Raw genomic sequence first — 19161 nt, 5'->3', positions numbered from 1 at the left:
TGTTTAGAAGACTGCGATGTATTTCAGCAGCGAAATAATACCGATCACGACGACAATCACCTGAACGATCTGTTTGGCGCGGCCATCCAGCGGCAGCATCTGTACGAGATAGAGTACGAGAAAAATCACCAAAACGGTGATCAAAAGACTGATAAGTATGGACATCACAAACTTCCTGTTTTCGGGACCTGAACAATCGTAGCTTGTCAAAACTCTTTGCTGGCTATTTTGTTCCATGAAACCAGCAATTTATCCGATTGGCATCTGCCGCTGCTTACCCCACTTTCGAACAACCCAGCATTGCGTTGCGCGTAAACTTGCTGATAGATTCCGGTCTACCTTCCCTTTCAGGATCAATCCCCATGCCCTCGTTGTTTCACCTTGCCTATTACGTCACCGATCTTGATGAAGCGCGCGGTTTTTACGGCGGCATTCTGGGATGTGAAGAGGGCCGCAGCACTGACACATGGGTTGATTTCGATTTCTTCGGACATCAGATATCGCTGCATCTGGGCAAGCCGTTCGAAACCACCAATACCGGCAAGGTCGGCGATCACATGGTGCCGATGCCGCATATGGGCGTGATCCTGCCGCTTGAGGATTGGAACGCGCTTGCGGACAGGCTGAAGCATGCAAAGGTCGATTTCGTCATGCCACCCGTGGTGCGCTTCAAGGGTGAGCCGGGCGAACAGTGGACCATGTTCTTCCGCGATCCATCCGGCAATCCAATCGAAGTCAAGGGTTTCGCCGATTTTGCCAGCGTGTACGCCAAGTAGCCAATGCCATGGAATTCAAGCCGTCGAACCTGAAGGCCGCGTTCTGGATGACCGGATCGCTGACTGCCATCCTGCTGATGGCGATTTCAGGCCGTGAAGCCTCGAAAGAACTGAACGTCTTCCAGATCATGGAGATGCGCTCGCTGATCGGGCTGGCCATGCTCTATCCGCTGATCCGCTCGTCGGGCGGATTGCGGGCGATGAGGACGAAGCGCATCTGGGAACATCTCGGGCGCAATACAGCCCATTATGCTGGTCAGTTCGCCTGGCTGATGGCACTGTCGCTGATCCCGCTTGCACAGGTTATCGCCATCGAATTCACCACACCGGCATGGACCGCCATTATGGCTGTGGCGTTCCTCGGCGAGCGGATGAACCTGTTACGGACACTGACCATCCTTCTGGGCATTGTCGGCGTGGTAATTATCGTACGGCCCGGCGTCGGTACGGTGGAGATTGGCCAGCTCATTGTGCTGGGGGCTGCATTCACCTTCGGTATTTCCTTCACCATGGTCAAATCGCTGACACGCACCGAGAGTGTGGTGAAGATCATCTTCTGGATGCTGATCATCCAGTCCGGTATCGGCCTTCTGCCGGCACTGCATGTCTGGCAATGGCCGACCATGCATGCGTGGCCGTGGGTGATCATCATTGCCTTCACCGGCACATTTTCGCATTTCTGCATGGCCAAGGCTCTGCTTTATGCGGATGCGACGGTGGTCATCCCGATGGACTTCCTGCGCGTTCCGCTGACCGCCGTTCTGGGCTGGCTGATCTATGCGGAACGCCTCGACATCTACACGGCGCTTGGTGCGGTGCTGATCCTTTCGGGCAATCTTCTCAACCTGAAAAACAGAGGCACACCCAAGGCAATAGCCGTGGAATAGCACTGGCAGTGGACCGGTTGCTTGCCGATCCACCACCTGCAGCTTGAAAACGGGAAGCGTTTATTCCACTGGCCCGCTTATGGCCCAGATCACGCCAAACGGATCCTTCAGCTGGCCATAACGGCCGCCCCAGAACATTTTTTCGACGGGCATGATGACTTCGGCACCCGCATCGACCGCGCGCTTCCACCAGGTATCGATGTCATCAACAACCAGTTGCAGGGAATAGCCCTGCGGTGTTTTCAGCGGTTGGCCATATTCCGGATAGGGATCGCTGAGCATGAGCGAACTGCCATTGACGTGCAGATGGATATGCATGGTGCGGCCAGACTCATCAGCGGGCACGCGATGTTCTTCTGCGGCAGCGAAGGCGCGGGTATAGAATTCCGCCGCCTTCACCGCGCCATCCACCATGATGTAGGGCAGAAGACCGTTGAGAACTTTCGGTGTTCTGGTGTTTTGCTGGGCTGCTGTATTCATGTTGTTCTCCCTTTTCTTGAGGCTCTGATGCCTGCCCTTATGGCAGGTTAACCCAAGGACGAACGGCCAGACAGAAATCCGACAAACCTGTGCAAAATAATTTCGGGAGCGGAAACTAGTGGCCAAACAGGACAGGCGGATCACCAGCCTGCCATTTTGGATATTTTCCCATTGCCGCCTCAAACCGGCCTGACGACAGGAACGCGCCGAGCCAACCTTTCACATGCGGACGATCAAGTTCGCTCCACCACTGCGGATCGACACTGGCAAATTGCCGGACAAACGGCAGGATCGCCATATCCGCCAGCGACGGCGAGGCGCCAAAGAGATAACGCGACCAAGCCAGCCGCTGTTCATAATCATCCAGGATCGCCAGTCCCTTGCTGCGCTCGGCATGGGCATCGGCACCGGCAAACCGCGAAGGGTATTTGTAGCGGTCAAGGCTGCGTTTGAAGGGCCCGTCATTGCGGGCGATGAAGCCGCCATCGTCCACACTGAGCCAATGTTCCGGATCGTGCTGCGCCAGCACCCAGCGCATGATATCGAGGCTCTCATCAATCACCGTGCCATCGGCCAGCAACAACATCGGCACGGTGCCCGAAGGCGAAACGGCAAGGAATTCCGGCGCCTTGTTCTTCAGCTCAATTTCCCTGAGTTCGCAGGTGACATGCGATGCCAGAACAGCCAGCCGCGCCCGCATGGCATAGGGGCAACGGCGAAAGGAATAAAGAACAGGCAAATCAGGCATCACATCAGGTCCCGGTTGCTGCCAGTCTTGTTGAAATGGCCTGATATGACAAGGCTTGCGGGGCGATTGCCTTCATTTATGAATTCAATTCATGGGTCTCACGCAATATCTCCCGATTATCAATGGAATGTGCTTTGCCCATATTGAGGTCAACCGGATCGCAATCCGCACACACCCATTTCAGGCCGGAGCGACATCTGACCTGCCATTCAAAGGATTAAGACAATGCCTCTCGCCCTTCTGGCGTTGACAATCAGCGCCTACGCCATCGGCACAACAGAGTTCGTCATCGTTGGTCTTCTGCCCACTGTCGCCGGTGATCTCAATATTACCCTGCCGCTGGCCGGTCTCATCGTCAGCGTCTATGCGCTGGGCGTTACTTTCGGTGCTCCGGTGCTGACCGCCCTTACCGGCAAGATCGAACGCAAGCCTCTGCTGCTTGGCCTGATGGCTCTGTTCATCATCGGCAATACGGCGGCAGCTTTATCCCCGACCTATGAGCTGCTGCTCGTGGCCCGCGTGCTCAGCGCCTTTGCGCATGGTGTGTTCTTTTCTGTCGGCGCGACGATTGCCGCTGATCTGGTAGCACCCAACAAACGCGCTTCGGCCATCGCCATGATGTTCCTCGGCCTGACCGTCGCCATTATCACCGGCGTGCCGCTTGGTACCTTTATCGGTCAGCAACTCGGCTGGCGTGCAACATTCTGGGCTGTGTCCGCCCTCGGTGTCATCGCATTCATCGCCATTGCCATGCTTCTGCCTGCGAAGATCGCCAAGGCTGCCCCTGCCCGCCTGATTGATCAGGTGCGTGTTCTTGGCAGCGGCCGCCTGCTCCTTGCCTTCGCCATGACAGCACTTGGCTATGGCGGCACGTTCGTGATGTTCACATATCTCGCGCCGGTGCTGCAGGAGATCACCGGCTATGCGGGTTCAACCGTATCGCTGATCCTGGTGCTCTATGGCTTGGTCGATTGCCGTGGGCAATATGGTGGGCGGCCGCGTGGCCGATGGCAATCCGGTCGGCGCACTGGTTGTGATGTTCGCCTTGCAGGCCATCGTGCTCGCCGTGTTCACCTTCACTGCGGTTTCGCCGGTCTGGGCACTGGTAACGCTTGCCGCGCTCGGCGCGCTTTCCTTCTCCAATGTACCCGGCCTGCAGCTCTATGTGGTTCAGCTTGCCAAAATCCATACGCCGGAAACGGTCGACGTGGCCTCGGCCCTGAATATCGCCGCCTTCAACCTCGGCATTGCCGGCGGTGCGTTCCTGGGCGGACTGATTGTTGCCTCGCCGCTTGGCCTTGGTGCAACACCGTGGGTGGGTTCCATCCTTGTCGTCGGCGCCCTTGGCCTGACCCTGTGGAGCCAGGCACTCGACCGCCGGGCAGGAACGGAAGTTCTCGCTGCCTGCTAAGTAAAGCAATCGCGGAAAAATCTGACTGCGCCGGCTTTCCGGCGCAGTTTTGTTGCTGTAAATCACGCCAGCGAACGTGCGGCATCATCGATCAAGGCAACAATCTCATCCGGGTGTGAGGTCATCGAGGCATGGCTGGCGGCAAGGGAGATCGACTTCTGCGGCCGCATGCGCTGGACAAACCAGCGCTGGGTTTCCGGCGGGATCGTCCGGTCATTCTCCGACACCTGATACCAGGACGGTTTGGTGATCCAGGCCGGTTTACCCGCCTTGTCTTCGAAGCAACGTGTCGCTATCGATTTCTGCGCCAGCGCCATGACAAGCGCATCTGTTTCGTTCACATCCTGACAGAAATTCTCCCGGAACTTTTCCGGATCAAACCAGAGAAAGCCGTGGGGGTCAGGGTGGAGATGGGCCGCTGCTGGCGGCAGATCGCGCATGCTGAAAATCCGGTTCAGCGATTCTCCTTTGTCCGGAGCAAAGGCTGCAATGTAGACAAGACCGATGACATTGGGCGTGTGCCCCGCCCCGGATATGACTGCGCCACCATAGGAATGGCCGACGAGCAGGGTTGAGCCCTCCATTGCCGCCGCCAGCTTGGCTGTGCGGTCAATATCATCGGCAAGCGATGTCAGCGGATTCTGGACGGCGCGCACCGTGTAGCCCTTGGCATGCAACGATGGAATGACGCGGCTCCAATGCGAGCCGTCACCCCACGCGCCATGCACAAGAATTATACTAGGCTTTCGAGACATATCCCATTCCCCTGACCCTCAATATGTTGCATCGCAGGAACGGCAAAAAGCCAGACCTGGCGGCCGCGACTATAGGCATACATATATGGCGATCCAAGCACGCCATGGGTGTATTTACTCTACCTATGATACTGTTTCAGTTGAGTTTTTTCGTTGAAGTCATTGTGGAAACGAGGCAGAAATCCGCCTTTTAAAACCTGCAACCTCAAACGCCTTGGAGCGATTCAAGGCCGGGATTTTTGGCCTTTTCTTCGCTTCTTCCTGAAAGCTGCATTGGTTGCAAGAGGTGGAAACGGCCTCTGGGATCGGTCTCGTCCGGCGCACTATATGCACCGGAATCAGGGTGATCCAAGCGCGTCAAACCGTGACTTTGAATCTATAAGTTCGGCAATTCTCGCGGTCACAAAATGCAACTTCGGGTTTCACCCTATAACGCCCGGCCGCACTGACCGGCACCCCAATCGTGACAGAGCCGCAGATTTTGCTAAGGTCGGCGGCAGATTCGCGGGAGTTTGACATGCTGGCTGAAGTGGCATTACCCATCAGGCTTACTTTCCGGTTGTGGTTGCGGTTCTGGCCGCAATTGATCGCCGTGGTGCTGCTCGGACTGATAGTTTCCAGCCTGCTGATGCAGCTCGCTGTCACAACCGCCTATGTCAACCACTATGGCGGTCTGGCTGTTCTGACACTGGTGGCACTCACGCAACTGGTGACAACTGTTTCGATGATTCAGATCGTCCGGCCCGGACTTCCGGCGTTGAATGCCGCACAAGGTGGCGGACTAGCCGATCCAGGCAAGGATGATATGCGGAGCGGATTTTCGCGGCTGGCCGGGATGATCACCGTCGCGCTGATTCCGTTTTTCGCCTATTACGCCGCCTGGGGTTTTCTTGGCGACACTGTGCGGCAATATTCGCGCATGGCGCTGGATCAGATGCCGTTCGGCGGAAGCGGCGGCAATGTGCTCGACGTGCTGGATTCCAAATGGATCCTGCTCTCCGTCGCCATTTCGTGGGTGGTGCGCAAGTTCGCCAAGATCATGAAAGAGAAGACCGGACGCAGCGTCTGGCAGCTCATCATGGTCGTATGCGAGACCAACTGGATTTTCATCGGTCTTTATATCATCAGCCGCTGGAAAGACACGTGGATGCGGGCGCTGACAGAAGGTACGTTGTGGACCACTATCAAGACGCTGGTCTCAAGTCTGGCGGAGCCGGTTTCAACCGCTTACGCCGCCGCGCTGGTGCCGATCGAGCAGGTGCCGCAACCCTTCAGCACCGCCGCGATTACGCTGTTCTTCCATGCATTGCTGCCGGTGATCTGGCTGGTGATGGTGGCGCTGGTCTACGGTTATGACGTGCGGGATGACAAGGAGCTGTTGCGGCTGCACCACCGGGTCGAGCGGTTTGGCGAACGTTACAAACCCATTCCTAAATTCCTGCGCGATTTCGTCGAACATTTCATCGGCGGTTATCGCTCACGCTATTTGCCCATTGCTAACAGCGTCAAGCTGACACTCAATTCCGGGTTGCTGCTGATCCTGACGCTGATCCTCGGCTACCGTTTCATCGAATGGGCCGCGGCGTGGCTGTGGCTGGGCACTGCACGGCTGATCGGCCCGTATCCGCTGGATGTCTGGCAGGTCCTGAGCAACGGCGTCAGCTTTCTGTTCGGCAGTCCGCTGCAGGATTCCTCCACCGGAATTCTGGTTGAGCCGCTGCGGATTTGTTTTCTGGCTGCGGTGCTGGAGACGGCGTTTTCCATGACGCGGAAGCGTGTGCTGCCAGCGGGAGGCGATACGGAACCTGCTGCAATAGTTTCCTGATTGCAAAACCGTTGTGGGTGGTTCGACAAGCTCACCATGAGGGAGAGGGAGGATTGCAGGAATGCTCAGAAGGCACCTCCCACCCTCCCCCAACGTGGGGGAGGGTCGGACCAGCGGGTCCGGGGTGGGGGGGCCAAGTGGGATGTAGGAGATCAATCCTTTGATAAAAGCGGGCTGCTAGGAAAATACCCCTCCCCGCTGCTGCGCAGCGACCCTCCCCACAGGTGGGAGGGTGGGAGTCACATTCTGCAAATAGATCAGACCTACCTCACTCCAAGCGGGCAAAGCGCAGATAGCGGGGGCGCTCGCTGTGCATGCCGAGTTCAACATGCACCGTAGCAGCCACATTGGCCGGGACCAGATAGGTTTCCTCAACCACGCGGCGCATACCCCTGCTGACTTCGGAAAACGCCGTGGATTGGCATGTCTCGATGCCTGCGGCCGGGCGCGGCATGCCTGGCACCGAGGTTGGCGACCAAGAGCGCCCGGAGGGATCGACCAGCCGGATACCGCACATGAGCCAGAGGTTCTTCAAATCCGTATCGCCGATCTCAACGATAAACCGCGCCACCACGGGGACCGTATTCTCAGGCAGGGACTTGGGTTTTATCCCCTCTGTAACCGTGCGCAGTTCGGCGAACTGCCAGTCGCTGCCGCCATAATGCACGCTCTGACCGGCGGCAACGTCAATGGGCAGGAGATTGTTGTATTTGGACATCTCCTTGATATCGTCATAACTCCTGACGGCCAGCGCCGCAGGGACAATAAGCAGCAGGGCCCACAGGCTGCGGCGGCGCCAACGGCGCTCGGGAAGGTCTGCAGTGTCTTCAGGCACAAGTGTCATCGGCATCAATTTCCTGAAACCAGAACCGGTTTGGTCAAATCGTAGCTGTCTGATGTAAGTGGCTGGCCGTCATTGAATTTCTTGTAATCATCAATGGCAATACGGGCTTCGGAGTCGAGACGGGGGCTACTTTGCTTCGAGAGAAGGAGCGTCGCACCATTGACCTGATCCGACGGAATTTCGAAGACAAGACGCACCTGCGCCGGTATCCCCGGCCCCAGCACCGGAGGCTGCTGGCTGGCCACCATACCAACGCGGTCACTTCTCCTGAACTGCAATCCGGATGGGCCGCGCCATGTGGCGGCAAGAACCGTGGTCGTGTCTGTCGTTGCCGCCAGTTCGGCCGTGACAACAGCCCAGAGACCCGACGTGGTGAGCGTTTTGTTCTGGCCGTACTGGGTGAATGTGAGCACCGGCGTGAAATCCACCCGCTGCACAGTTACATCAAACTGGCGCGTGTGGACCCTGTCATGCATTTTGCCATAGACCGCGATAGGCCCGGTCAAATCCTCATAATGCGGCTTGGTCTGCTGCATGGCGTATAGCAAGGCAACAGACACAATCACCGCCAGTATATTGACGACCCTGCGCATCATCCCTGCCCCGGCTGCAACGGCAAGTTGACAGTACCGGCGGTGTATTTGCCCCACCATCCGGGTTCTCCGGTCAGATTGTTGCGCAGTTTGAACGTCTCGGCTTCAATGCTGAAATCAAGGGAGTCTTTGGGAACGATATCGGCGGGCACGATCCAGACATAGACCATTCTTTCGGGCATTCCGGGCTGAAGCGAAGGCATCACCGATTCATCGCGCGCCAGAAAGAACATCGGCTTTTCCGCCTTCGCCATGATATCCGGGGGCAGCTGAAAAACCTCATAATAATCTTTGTCAGACTGGGCGGTGCGGTTCATCAGTTCGGCCTCAAGCACAAGCGCCTTTTGACCAGCCTTCGGCGTCAGCATAAAAATCTTCTGGTCTGTGAACCAAGCTTTCAACGGCTTGATCAGCCACTTGCCCGCATCAAGCGATTGGCCGGGCGCGATTGCGGGAATTTCGACTTTAGCCTGACCTTCAAAAACACCCAGACCAATGGCAACCGCCACTGCGGCAAAACCACCAATACCGGCGCTTATCCAGGCGAAAGCCTTGCTGCGAAGATTGCGCACATAGGACCACATCGGGCGATCATCCTCCCATCAGATGACTGCAACTCAGCTAAACTCTGAGTCGCATTCAGGCGAACCATGCAACGTATGCGCGGCGGAAGGCAAGACCTTGGAGACGGGAGGTTCTGTTAGCGGGAGGCAGCCATGGGCAGGTAGCTGTGCACGAGATCGACCACCTGCTGATCGCGGACCTTGGCGGTTTCGCCGCCCATGACCACAGCAACGAGTTGGCGGCCATTGTCATTGACCGAGGTAACGATGTTGAAACCGGAGGCGCGGACATAACCGGTCTTGATGCCATCAGCACCGTTGAGCTTGGCCAGAACCCGGTTGTGACCTTCGACGAGCTTGCCATTGAAGGTGAATTCATGCAGGGCGAAATAATAATACTGGTTGGGGAAGTGGCGGCGCAGCGACATGCCGAGCAGCGCCATATCGCGGGCTGTGGTCATCTGCATCGGATCAGGCAGACCGGAAGCATTGTTGAAATTGGTGCCCTTCATGCCGAGCTGGCGCGCCTTGGCATTCATCAGTGCAGCAAATTGCGGCTCGCTGCCGCCAATGGCTTCAGCCAGCGCAACGGCAACGTCATTGGCGGATTTCACCACGATGGCCTTGATGGCGGTGTCAACATCAATGGACTGGCCGGGCTTGAAACCAAGTTTGCTTGGCGCCTGCGAAGCCGCATGGGCGGAAACCGGGATCATGCTGTTCTTGGTCAGGCGGCCGGATTCCAGCGCCTCGAAGGTCAGATACAGCGTCATCATCTTGGTCAGCGATGCCGGAATACGCGGCAGATCGGCGCTCGCCTGATACAGGACCGCACCCGTGCTACCATCAACCACGATCGACGCGGACTTTTCCGTGATCACCGGTATTGGCGCCGTCGATGCAACCGGCTGCAAGGCGGAGGTTGTGGTACAGCCGCTTGCCATGCCAACGACCAGAACAAACAATGCCATGCATTTTGACATGAAGGACAGTGGATAAAAAATTCGTGGCACGTTCATTTTCCGGATCGTCAGGTTTCAGCTGTAAAATCAGACATATATATAGCAAGGCATCGTTAATAATCCGCTGCTTTGCCGTTGTGTTAGCTGATTTCCCCGCCAAGTCCAAGCGGCAGATGTATCAACATGTTGTTGGTGGTTGAAGGTGGTGCAGAGATTAGATGTGACTGCATGACTAGCGTGCGTGGTTCGACAAGCTCACCATGAGGGAGATGGATGGGCTGCAAGGCGAGGCGCTGATTATCTCTCCCTTTGAGGGAGAGAAAGGATTTTCTTGGATTTAGCCTCTTCGCTAAATCCTTAGAAAATCCAAGTGAGGGGGCAAACCGGTTTAACAAATTCCCCTTTCTTGCGATTTCTAGCACTTAGCCAAGAGGCTAAGATGCTGAAATCGCTTTCTCCCCCGCAAGGTGGAGATAAACGATGTACCTGCAACACACCCATCTCCCTCATGATGAGCCTGTCGAACCACGCGCCCTACCCATGCAGCCTTTATCTAAGCCGTCAGCATCACCTTCACACTGCGCGAGCGGTCCAGCGCCACGGCAAAGGCTTGCGGGGCATCGGCAAGCGGGTATTCACCGGTCACCAGCCGCAGCACGTCGATTTGGCCGGAGACGATCAATTCCACCGCTTCGTAAAATTCTTCGCCGAAGCGGAAGGTGCCTTTAAGGTCCAGTTCTTTGGCCATGACCGCATTGGCAGGTACAGGAATGGCACCGCCCGGCAGGTTGCCGACCTGAACAATCGTACCGCCACGCCGCACGGTGCGGATAGCCGAGGCCAGACCGGCGGCAGTACCGGAGATTTCAAAGCCGATATCGAACGGCGTGGCAATTGCCAGCTTGGCCAGTTTTTCCTCGCCATCCGACAGATCGAAGGTTTGGTCTGCACCAAGCTCCTTGGCGAATTTGAGCGGGGCCGCAGCAAGGTCCACCATGGCGACGGACTCAGCCCCGGCGTGTTTGAGCGCAAGCAGGGTCAAAAGGCCAATGGGGCCAGCACCAAAAATGATGGCCGAGTGACCTTTGACATGACCGGCGCGGCGCACCGCATGCAGACAGACCGCCAAAGGTTCGGCAAGTGCAGCCGCCTGAAACGGGAAATCTGCGGGCACCTTGACGCATTGCGCCGGGGTTGCATCGAAGGAACTGGCAAAGCCGCCCTGCATATGCGGGGTCTTCGAGGCGGAGCCCATGAAATAGATATTCTCGCACAGATTGGCACGGCCCTCGTGGCAATAGGCACACGTGCCGCACCACCGCGAGGGGTTAACCGCCACGCGATCTCCGGCGGAAAGGCCGATCACATCGATACCCACTTCCTCCACCTCCCCGGCCACTTCATGGCCGAGGATGAGCGGTGAGGTCATGACGAAATCTCCAGTCCGCGCATGGCGGAAATAATGCATATCCGAGCCGCAGATGCCCCCCGCCCCAAAACGGATACGCACCATGTTGGGTTTGAGGGCGGACAGCGCGGTATCGACGACGCGCAGGTCTTCGACACCGAACAGGGTTGCGGCGATGGTATGCTTGGTCATTTTATCAATCCCAGTTGTGTTGGCAGCCACAGCGTAATGGCCGGTATGAACGTAATGGCAATCAAGGCGATGAACAGCGGAACGAGCCATGGCAGGATCGCCATGGTGGTGCGCTCCACCGAGAGTTTGGCGACACGCGAAAGCACAAACAGCACCATGCCAAGCGGCGGATGCAACAGGCCGATCATCAGGTTCAGCGTCATGATCAGACCGAAATGCACCGGATCGATGTCGAATTTCAGCACCAGCGGCAGAAGGATCGGCACCAGAATGGTGATCGCGGCAATCGTGTCGAGGAAACAGCCGACAAACAGCATCAGGATGTTGACGAGGATCAGGAACACCCATTTGTTGTCGGTGATGGACAGAATGGTTCCCGACAGCAATTGCGCCGCCTGACTGACGGTGAGCAGCCATGCGAAGACTGATGCAGCGGTAACAATGAACAGCACCGATGCGGTGGTTTCAATCGTGTCGAAACTGGCTTTGGCAAGAGTTTTCAACGTCATGGTGCGGTAACGCACAAGACCCAGAAACAGCGACCAGAGCACCGCGGCAACGGCAGCCTCTGTTGGGGTGAACCAGCCCATGGTCATGCCGCCGATGAGAATGACCGGCGTCATCAGCGCCATGACGGCGGAAAAGTCAAAGTACCAGTCGACGGCGAGCAACAGCAGCAGCGCGATGCCGACAGAGGCGTTGATGGAAAGGCCTGTTAGCGTCAACAGATAGATGACCACCGGCACGGCAAACACCACGACGATTTCCAGACCTGCCTCAAACAACTGCTTCATCTCAAACGGTGCATCGGAACCCCATTTGTAGACATAGGCGAAGATGGCAACAGTGATCATCATCAGGACGGTCATGACAACGCCCGGCATGATACCGGCCATGAACAGCGCGCCGATCGAGACATTGGCCATCATGCCGTAAATGACGAAGGGCAGTGACGGCGGAAAGATCGGCCCCAGCGTCGCCGACGCGGCGGTAACGCCAACGGCGGCTTCCACCGGATAGCCGTGATCTTTCATCGCCTTGATCTCAATGGTGCCGATACCGGCGGCATCGGCGAGCGCCGTGCCGGACATGCCGGAGAAAATCACCGACCCGATGATATTGACCTGCGCCAGACCGCCCTTCATCCAGCCGACAAGCGCGACGGCGAAGGCATAGATGCGGCCAGTAACGCCGGCGGAATTCATCAGATTTCCGGCGAGAATGAAAAACGGAACGGCGAGGAGCGGAAAGCTTTCCACACCGGCGATCATGCGCTGCGCGACAATGATATCAGGAGCAACACCATAGAGAACCAGATAAAGCACCGATGCCACGGCCATGGAAATGGCGACGGGCACACCGACGACCATGAGAACAAGAAAAGAGCCTACGAGAAGCAGCATGGATTAATCCTCCGCCTTCTGAAATTCTTCGGGACGTTCCAGAACGGAATAGCCACGGCGCATATTGCTGATGAAAACCTGAACGGCGCGAATGAGCATCAGGACGAAGGCGAGCAGGACCGAATAGAAAACGATGTTGCGCGGCAGATCGACAGTGACCATCTGCTCGTCGGCGACGATTTCCACGTAGCGCCAGAACAACCAGCAGGCGTAGACAAGAAAGCCTATGCGCACCAGATCGACGAAGATGGCGAGCGCCCGGGCAAAACGCGCCGGGATATAGTGATAGAGCACATCCACCTGAATGTGGCGCGAGACCCGCACGCACATGACAGACCCAAGGAAGACCACGCCGATGAGGCAATTAATGGCGATTTCCTCGGTCCAGGCATAACTGTTGTTGAGCACATAGCGGGTGAAAAACTGCAGAAACACGCAACCTGTCATCAGCCAGAAGACAATGAGCGTCAGCCAGTCTTCAACTGCGTAATCGGAAATATCGGCGACCGGCGCCGCATCCTCGAAGGAATGCGCAAGTTCCTCAGCGGTGACCGGGGTATGAATGTCTTTTGTCATGAAATCTCTCCGTTTTGAAAAGCGGAGATGGCCGGCTTGCACTGCGGCAGTCCGGCCACCGGTCAGGTTATTGGATGGCGCGAATGGCTTCCCAGTCGGACTTTTCGTAACCGAAGTCCTCGAACTTCACCTTTTCCATGACATTCTTCTCAAAGTCGGCCTTGTCGATTTCCGCAACATTGATGCCACGCTCCTTGAAGCTGGCAACAAGCTGCTTTTCCTTGTCTTCGATGATCTTGGTTGTCCGCTTGGCAGCCTCCTGCATCACGTCGCCAAAAATCTTTTTGTCTTCATCGGACAGGCTGGCCCAGCGGGACTTGGAGATAACCGTGTTGAGGTGATCAACGATATGGCCGGTGAGAATGATGTTCTTCTGCACTTCGAAGAACTTCTTGGCTTCAATGGTGGTCAGCGGATTTTCCTGCGCCTCTACGGTGCCGTTCTGCAGGGCAAGATAGACCTCGGCAAACGCAATCGGCGTGGTGTTGGCACCGCAAGCACGCGGCATGGCAAGATAGGCCGGAACATCCGGCACGCGGATTTTCAGACCCTGCATATCCGAGCACTTGGCAATCGGCTTGTTGGATGTGGTGTGGCGGGTGCCGTAATAGCTGACGGCTGCAATATGATTGCCCGTCTTGTCTTCATAGCCCTTGGCCAGGCGCTTGAAGATATCGCTCTTTGTATAGGCGATCAGGTGTTCCGGATTGCGGAAAATGTAGGGGAAATAAGTCACGCCAATCGGCTTGTAGTCACGGGCGGCAAAGCTCGATCCGGAAATGATGATATCGACCGTACCGAGCTTGAGACCCTGATTGATGTCGGCTTCCTTGCCCAGCTGCGAGGCCGGGAAAACGTCGACCTTGTAACGCCCGCTGGTGCGTTTGCCGATTTCCTCGGCAGCCCAAACAGACTCCGTGTGGAATGGTTCGGATGTTTCGTATACATGCGCCCATTTGAGGACGGTCTGCGCCTGCGCTGCAGCGGCAGACAGCGCGAGCGCCGCCACGGCACCCAGAATGGCTGTCAATTTGATCTTCATGTCTTTCTCCTCCCAGATTGAAATCAGATCCTGTTGCTTTTTGGCCCACCCCTCTTGGGATGACCTTTCTCCGCGTCCGGCTCCTCACCGAAACTTTCGGAAAATCGTGCCTGTGACTGCAGCAGGTGAAACTGCATCGCGGCCTTGGCCCTCACCGGATCACCGGCAACGATGGCATCGCGAATCGCACAATGTTCTTCAAATGCTTCGCGCCATGAGGCCGGTCCTTCGAAATAACTCGCAAGCTTTTCGAAATAGGGCGTCATGCGCTGATCAAAAATTTCGCCGACAAAACGGTTGAGCGCCGAATTTTCGATGATCCCGGCCACCGTCGTGTGGAAATCCCGGTCCAGCCCTATGGAAACCTGCGGGGTGTGAAATGTTCCGGCCATTTTGGTCAGCACCGCGTCGAGCGCCGCCGTATGGGCCGGCGTGATCATTTTTGCCGCCTCTTCGGCGATGGCGCATTCAATCAGTGAACGGGCACGCAGCAGTTCGAACGGGCCTTCGAGATCTTCCGGATGAAATGCATCGCGGCGCGGCCGCTGCTGGGTGACATAGATGCCGGAACCCATGCGAATATGGACTAACCCTTCCACCTCAAGTGCAATGAGCGCCTCACGGATGGTCGGACGGGAAACCGCAAGCTGTTCGGCCAGTTCACGCTCGCCGGGCAAGCGTTCGCCCACGGCAAACTCACCTTTTTCGATAAGCTTGCGTATCTGATCGGCGACCTGCCGGTAGAGCCGGCGCGGCTGGATGGCTGCGAACATGGAACCTCCCCCTTACGCACTAATCCCCTTTGAATAGGGCGCGACTGGTAAATTGGCCTTACCAATCTCCAACTAATACATTGGTATATATCTTGCCGTCAACCCGGGTTTTTCTCGTCGAAAATGCGGCCCCTGCATGGCAAAAGGGCCAAATGTTACAAATTGTATCGGAAAGTGATTGCCGCCAAGCCCTGCGAACAGGTTAAGAGAGTGTTGATAACAGGCCGAGAACGGTCGCTTTGCACTGGTGGACAATGGTTTCTGACATTCGATTGCTGCGCCCTCTGGCCTGTCTTGGTCTGGTTTTGACCCTGGCTGCCTGCACAACGGCTAACCCGCATTTGCCAACCGCCACAGCATCGATTCCTGTTCCAGCTTCTTCGCCCCGCATGGGACCCGTACAATCCACAAAACTGACATCTGCGCCCGTGCAGATGGCTTTTGCCGGTCCTGCTGCCAACCCGGCGGCTGCCGCCACGGCAGCGCAGGTGCAGTCTGCTTCGGTCGTCGTGCCGAACGTTGCCACACCGGCAAAGACAGAGTCTTACGGGCCACGGGTCGATAACCTGATTTCACAATATTCCGCTGCCTATGCGGTGCCTGAAGCGCTGGTGCGCCGCGTTGTCCACCGCGAAAGCCGTGGCCGCCCGGAGGCACGCAACGGCAAATATTGGGGCCTGATGCAGATTCTGCCATCCACCGCCCGTTCCATGGGCCATAGTGGTACGCCAAAAGACCTGCTCGACGCGGAAACCAACCTCAAATATGGCGTGAAATATCTTGCGGGCGCCTACAAGGTTGCCGATCAGAATTTTGACCGCGCCGTTCGCCTCTATGCCAGCGGCTACTATTATCAGGCCAAGCGCAAGGGCATGCTCGATGAAACCGGTCTGAAGGGCGGCACCACGCCAGTCCAGTCCACACAAATCGCTTCGCTGCCCATGGCACCTGTGCCTGCTGTGATCCAGCCAGCCGCTACGGTGCAAACAGTGGCCTATCTGCCGGACCCTGCGCCCGTGCGTGCCGGCTTCGTAGCCATTCCGGCGGATCGCCCTTACGGGCTATAAACGCACTAGTTGAATATTTAGCCAAATCATGGCGTTGTGTGCGCAATCTGGAGCGCACATATGGTTCTTTCTATCATTCTTTCAATCGTAGCCCTTGTGGTGGCGGCAACAGCGCGGCAACAGGTCAGCGCATTGCGCCGGCAGCTTGAGCAATTGCAACGACAATTTGCAGAAGCAAAACTCCCAGCCCCACTTGCCCGCGAAAGTGGCGAACCCACTCGCCGGTTGAAAGAAAACCAATCCAAAGGCGTGGCTCCGGCAGCTATAATACCCCCGGCGGAACCCGTCGGCGGTCCTTTGCCCGTCGCAGCCTCCTCCAGACTTGATCCGAAAAAAGTTGCCGAGATCATGTCCGGCAAACCACAGGCAACGTCACCAGCCGGAGTTACAACACAGGACAAGCCGAAGAAATCCTATGGCGATTTCGAACGTTCGCTTGGCCGCAACTGGCCGGTATGGATCGGCGGCGTGGCACTGTTCCTCGGCGGCATCTTTGTCGTGCAGTATTCCATCGAAAACGAGCTGCTTGGCCCCGGAATCCGGCTGTGTCTTGGCGCGATTTTCGGCCTGCTGCTGCTCGGTGCCGGTGAATTCCTGCGGCGCAAGGAAAAGCCGTTCGGTCTTTCCGCCGATGGTCCGGACTATATTCCGGGCGTGCTTACCGCTGCAGGCTCGGCAGCCCTGTTTGCCGTCGTCTACGCGGCCCATGGCGTTTACGGCTTTATCGGCAGTTCCACCGCCTTTGTCGCACTGGGCGCAGTGGGCCTGGCAACTCTGGCCGTTGCCGTCAAGCACGGTCCGTGGATCGCTGGACTGGGCTTGATCGGCTCCTACCTCACCCCGGCACTGGTGGATAGCCAAGCGCCCGCGCCCTATAGTTTCATGACCTATTTGAGCATTGTCACACTCGTCGCCGTCGCCTTGGCGCGCATGAACAACTGGCAATGGATCGGCGGCGGAGCCGTGCTATTGGCGGCGCTATGGGGCGCGGCGTATACCGGGTTCGATCCGATGCCGGATGGCGGCGCATTGGGTCTTTTGACCGTCAGTCTTCTGGCGCTTTCGGTGTTCAGCCATATCAAACCCGGCAAATACACCCTGTTTGACCGTATCGATGAACCCACTACCGATGCAGTGACAGCAGCAGGCGCTATTGGCCTGACCATTCTGGGTCTGAGCTACGTCACGCATGATCTGTTCGGGCTGGCATCGTCACGTTATCTCACGCTGACAACCATCATCATCGTGGTTGCAGCCCTCGCACCGCTGTTCGTGCGCCGGGCTTTGCCCTTCCTCGTCCCGGCAGCTTTGCTGTGCCTTGCACCGCTCGCACTTATTGATGTCCCGCATCTTTGGGATTCAAGCTATTATGTACCAGGGCTTGGATTGTACGATCCGGCAAAATATCGTGGCTTTGCTATAACAGGCGCACTCGGCCTGACGGCGATTGGCGTTATCGCTACATTCCTGCTGGCGCGGCTGCCCGACGTCTTGCGCGGCATCGGTTATGCGGTGCTCGGTACAACCACACCATTGATCATGATTACCATGATGATCTTTGTTTTCGGCAATACCCCGGCCGCGACAGAAGAGATTTTGACCGTCGCCTTGGCACTCATCGGCTTTGGTGCCGCCACGTGGCTGACGGCCCGATGGAAAGACAACACTCTGCCCGTTTCGCCGCCATGGCTGTTTGACGCGGCATCCATCGGTTTTGCCGTGCTGGCACTGTTCGTGGTGTTCGAACCGCAATGGCGCGTGCTGGCGGCCTGTGTGCTGGCAATTGTCTATGCCCTTGCGACCAGAACCCGCCCCGCGCCTGTCCTGCGCTTTGCCCCGGCTGTCTTTGCGGTCATCATCATTGGCCATATCTTCTTTGATCCGACCATTGTCGGCAGTGACCGGCTGTCAACAACGCCGTTCTTCAACCAGTTGCTGCTCAATTATGGCGGTTTCCTTGCGGCTATGGTCATTGCGCAGGTTGTGCTGGCCCGCGAAGCCAAGGACACCGCCTACCGCCTCGTTCAGGCACTGGGCGTGCTGGCTGGCTTCATTCTTGTCAACATTCTGGTACGCCACTGGATGAATGGCGGCAGGCTGGACAGCGGCGGCGACGTTTCGCTGAACGAACAGTCGCTCTATACACTCATCGCACTGGGCGGCTCGCTGTCGCTGATGATGCTGAGCCAGGGTGGCAAGGACAAGCTCTACCGCACGGCCGCGCTGATCATCGGCTATTTCGGCATTGCCATTGCGGTGATCCAGCATTTCCTTTTCCTCAACCCGCTATTTGACGGATGGGTTGGCAATGGGCTGATCTTCAACAGCCTGTTCATGGGCTATCTTCTGCCGGGCCTGCTGGCGGGACTTGTGGCACTCAATGCCTTTGGCGAGCCGCAGATCAGGCTGTTCGGCTTTCCTCTGGTGATGGCACAGACCAACCGGCCAAGGCATTATGCCATGGCGTTGGCAATCCTGTCCGGTCTGATGCTGTTCACATGGATCACGCTGACCATCCGTGTGTCCTATTGGGGCAACGATATCAATCTGTCGCAAGGCATCGACTCGGCGGAAATGTTCACCTACTCGGCCGTGTGGCTGCTGTTTGGCCTCGGACTGTTCGGGCTTGGCGCGTGGCGGCAGAACCGGCCGCTGCGTCTCATCTCGGCGCCGATTGTTTTCCTTGTCATCGCCAAGGTGTTCCTGCTCGATATGTCGAACCTTGAAGGCATTCTGCGGGCGCTGTCCTTCATTGGCCTCGGCCTGTCACTGGTTGGTGTCGGGCTGTTCTACCAGCGTATTCTGAATGCTGACGCAGCAAAAAGGGCGGCTGTTACGCCGCCCTCGTGATGCAGT

Annotated in this window: 18 protein-coding genes and 1 pseudogene; 6 read left to right on the top strand and 13 right to left on the bottom strand. The window is 57.1% G+C overall.

The genetic code is table 11. The features are described 5' to 3' along the window. Positions 1 to 3 precede the first annotated feature (3 nt). Positions 4 to 165, bottom strand: a complete 162-nt coding sequence (locus tag HB779_RS06880; protein ID WP_188345010.1) for a Thivi_2564 family membrane protein — start codon at positions 163 to 165, stop codon at positions 4 to 6. A 197-nt stretch (positions 166 to 362) separates the two neighbouring features. Here HB779_RS06880 and HB779_RS06875 point away from each other — a divergent pair, with 197 nt between their 5' ends. Both HB779_RS06875 and HB779_RS06870 read left to right on the top strand, forming a co-directional pair. Further along, positions 363 to 776 carry a VOC family protein gene (locus tag HB779_RS06875; RefSeq protein WP_188345009.1) on the top strand — a complete coding sequence of 138 codons (414 nt, stop codon included), beginning with the start codon at positions 363 to 365 and terminating at the stop codon, positions 774 to 776. A gap of 8 nt (positions 777 to 784) precedes the next feature. After that, positions 785 to 1663, top strand: a complete 879-nt coding sequence (locus HB779_RS06870) for a DMT family transporter (RefSeq protein ID WP_188345008.1) — start codon at positions 785 to 787, stop codon at positions 1661 to 1663. A gap of 60 nt (positions 1664 to 1723) precedes the next feature. On the opposite strand, the gene HB779_RS06865 is transcribed toward HB779_RS06870, so the two are convergent. Together HB779_RS06865 and HB779_RS06860 are read right to left on the bottom strand one after the other, a co-directional pair. Continuing rightward, the gene (locus tag HB779_RS06865) at positions 1724 to 2143 is read right to left on the bottom strand and encodes a glyoxalase/bleomycin resistance/extradiol dioxygenase family protein (RefSeq protein ID WP_188345007.1); all 420 of its coding nucleotides are present in this window, start codon (positions 2141 to 2143) and stop codon (positions 1724 to 1726) included. 115 nt (positions 2144 to 2258) lie between these two features. Next, on the bottom strand, positions 2259 to 2891 hold the full coding sequence (locus tag HB779_RS06860; RefSeq protein WP_188345006.1) for a glutathione S-transferase: 633 nt from the start codon (positions 2889 to 2891) through the stop codon (positions 2259 to 2261). Positions 2892 to 3116: 225 nt separating this feature from the next. Here HB779_RS06860 and HB779_RS06855 point away from each other — a divergent pair. Beyond that, positions 3117 to 4302: pseudogene (locus HB779_RS06855) on the top strand (MFS transporter). A 62-nt stretch (positions 4303 to 4364) separates the two neighbouring features. On the opposite strand, the gene HB779_RS06850 reads toward HB779_RS06855, so the two are convergent. Next, positions 4365 to 5057, bottom strand: coding sequence for an alpha/beta hydrolase (locus HB779_RS06850; protein WP_188345005.1), 693 nt, complete (start codon positions 5055 to 5057; stop codon positions 4365 to 4367). 517 nt (positions 5058 to 5574) lie between these two features. On the opposite strand from HB779_RS06850, the gene HB779_RS06845 reads away from it, so the two are divergent. Beyond that, positions 5575 to 6882 (top strand): hypothetical protein, encoded by a 1308-nt coding sequence (locus HB779_RS06845; RefSeq protein ID WP_188345004.1) that lies wholly within the window; start codon positions 5575 to 5577, stop codon positions 6880 to 6882. 268 nt (positions 6883 to 7150) lie between these two features. Here HB779_RS06845 and HB779_RS06840 read toward each other — a convergent pair whose 3' ends face one another. From HB779_RS06840 to HB779_RS06800, 9 genes are all read right to left on the bottom strand, one after another. After that, a complete protein-coding gene (locus HB779_RS06840) occupies positions 7151 to 7726 on the bottom strand; it encodes a hypothetical protein (protein WP_188345003.1) in 576 nt (191 codons plus the stop codon). 5 nt (positions 7727 to 7731) lie between these two features. Beyond that, positions 7732 to 8322: a hypothetical protein gene (locus tag HB779_RS06835; protein ID WP_188345002.1), complete on the bottom strand. Its 591-nt coding sequence runs from the start codon at positions 8320 to 8322 to the stop codon at positions 7732 to 7734. Beyond that, a complete protein-coding gene (locus tag HB779_RS06830) occupies positions 8319 to 8903 on the bottom strand; it encodes a hypothetical protein (protein WP_188345001.1) in 585 nt (194 codons plus the stop codon). The genes HB779_RS06835 and HB779_RS06830 overlap by 4 nt, the downstream gene beginning before the upstream one ends. A gap of 116 nt (positions 8904 to 9019) precedes the next feature. Then, complete coding sequence (locus HB779_RS06825) at positions 9020 to 9853, bottom strand: D-alanyl-D-alanine carboxypeptidase family protein (RefSeq protein WP_244642474.1); 834 nt, start codon at positions 9851 to 9853, stop codon at positions 9020 to 9022. A gap of 544 nt (positions 9854 to 10397) precedes the next feature. Then, a complete protein-coding gene (locus tag HB779_RS06820) occupies positions 10398 to 11444 on the bottom strand; it encodes an L-idonate 5-dehydrogenase (protein ID WP_188345000.1) in 1047 nt (348 codons plus the stop codon). Beyond that, positions 11441 to 12847 (bottom strand): TRAP transporter large permease, encoded by a 1407-nt coding sequence (locus HB779_RS06815; protein ID WP_188344999.1) that lies wholly within the window; start codon positions 12845 to 12847, stop codon positions 11441 to 11443. Before HB779_RS06815 ends, HB779_RS06820 begins: the two co-directional genes overlap by 4 nt. Positions 12848 to 12850: 3 nt before the next feature. Continuing rightward, positions 12851 to 13423 carry a TRAP transporter small permease gene (locus HB779_RS06810; protein WP_188344998.1) on the bottom strand — a complete coding sequence of 191 codons (573 nt, stop codon included), beginning with the start codon at positions 13421 to 13423 and terminating at the stop codon, positions 12851 to 12853. 67 nt (positions 13424 to 13490) lie between these two features. Next, positions 13491 to 14465, bottom strand: coding sequence for a sialic acid TRAP transporter substrate-binding protein SiaP (locus HB779_RS06805; RefSeq protein ID WP_188344997.1), 975 nt, complete (start codon positions 14463 to 14465; stop codon positions 13491 to 13493). Positions 14466 to 14488: 23 nt separating this feature from the next. Continuing rightward, positions 14489 to 15238 carry a FadR/GntR family transcriptional regulator gene (locus HB779_RS06800; RefSeq protein WP_188344996.1) on the bottom strand — a complete coding sequence of 250 codons (750 nt, stop codon included), beginning with the start codon at positions 15236 to 15238 and terminating at the stop codon, positions 14489 to 14491. A gap of 254 nt (positions 15239 to 15492) precedes the next feature. Here HB779_RS06800 and HB779_RS06795 point away from each other — a divergent pair, with 254 nt between their 5' ends. Both HB779_RS06795 and HB779_RS06790 read left to right on the top strand, forming a co-directional pair. Continuing rightward, positions 15493 to 16305 carry a lytic transglycosylase domain-containing protein gene (locus tag HB779_RS06795; RefSeq protein WP_188344995.1) on the top strand — a complete coding sequence of 271 codons (813 nt, stop codon included), beginning with the start codon at positions 15493 to 15495 and terminating at the stop codon, positions 16303 to 16305. A gap of 60 nt (positions 16306 to 16365) precedes the next feature. Then, positions 16366 to 19155: a DUF2339 domain-containing protein gene (locus HB779_RS06790; protein ID WP_188344994.1), complete on the top strand. Its 2790-nt coding sequence runs from the start codon at positions 16366 to 16368 to the stop codon at positions 19153 to 19155. Positions 19156 to 19161 lie beyond the last annotated feature (6 nt).

It is taken from the genome of Phyllobacterium sp. 628, assembly GCF_014189505.1.
Lineage (GTDB): Bacteria > Pseudomonadota > Alphaproteobacteria > Rhizobiales > Rhizobiaceae > Phyllobacterium.
Note: the sequence above shows the minus strand (reverse complement) of the source record. Positions and strands in the feature narration are given on the sequence as shown.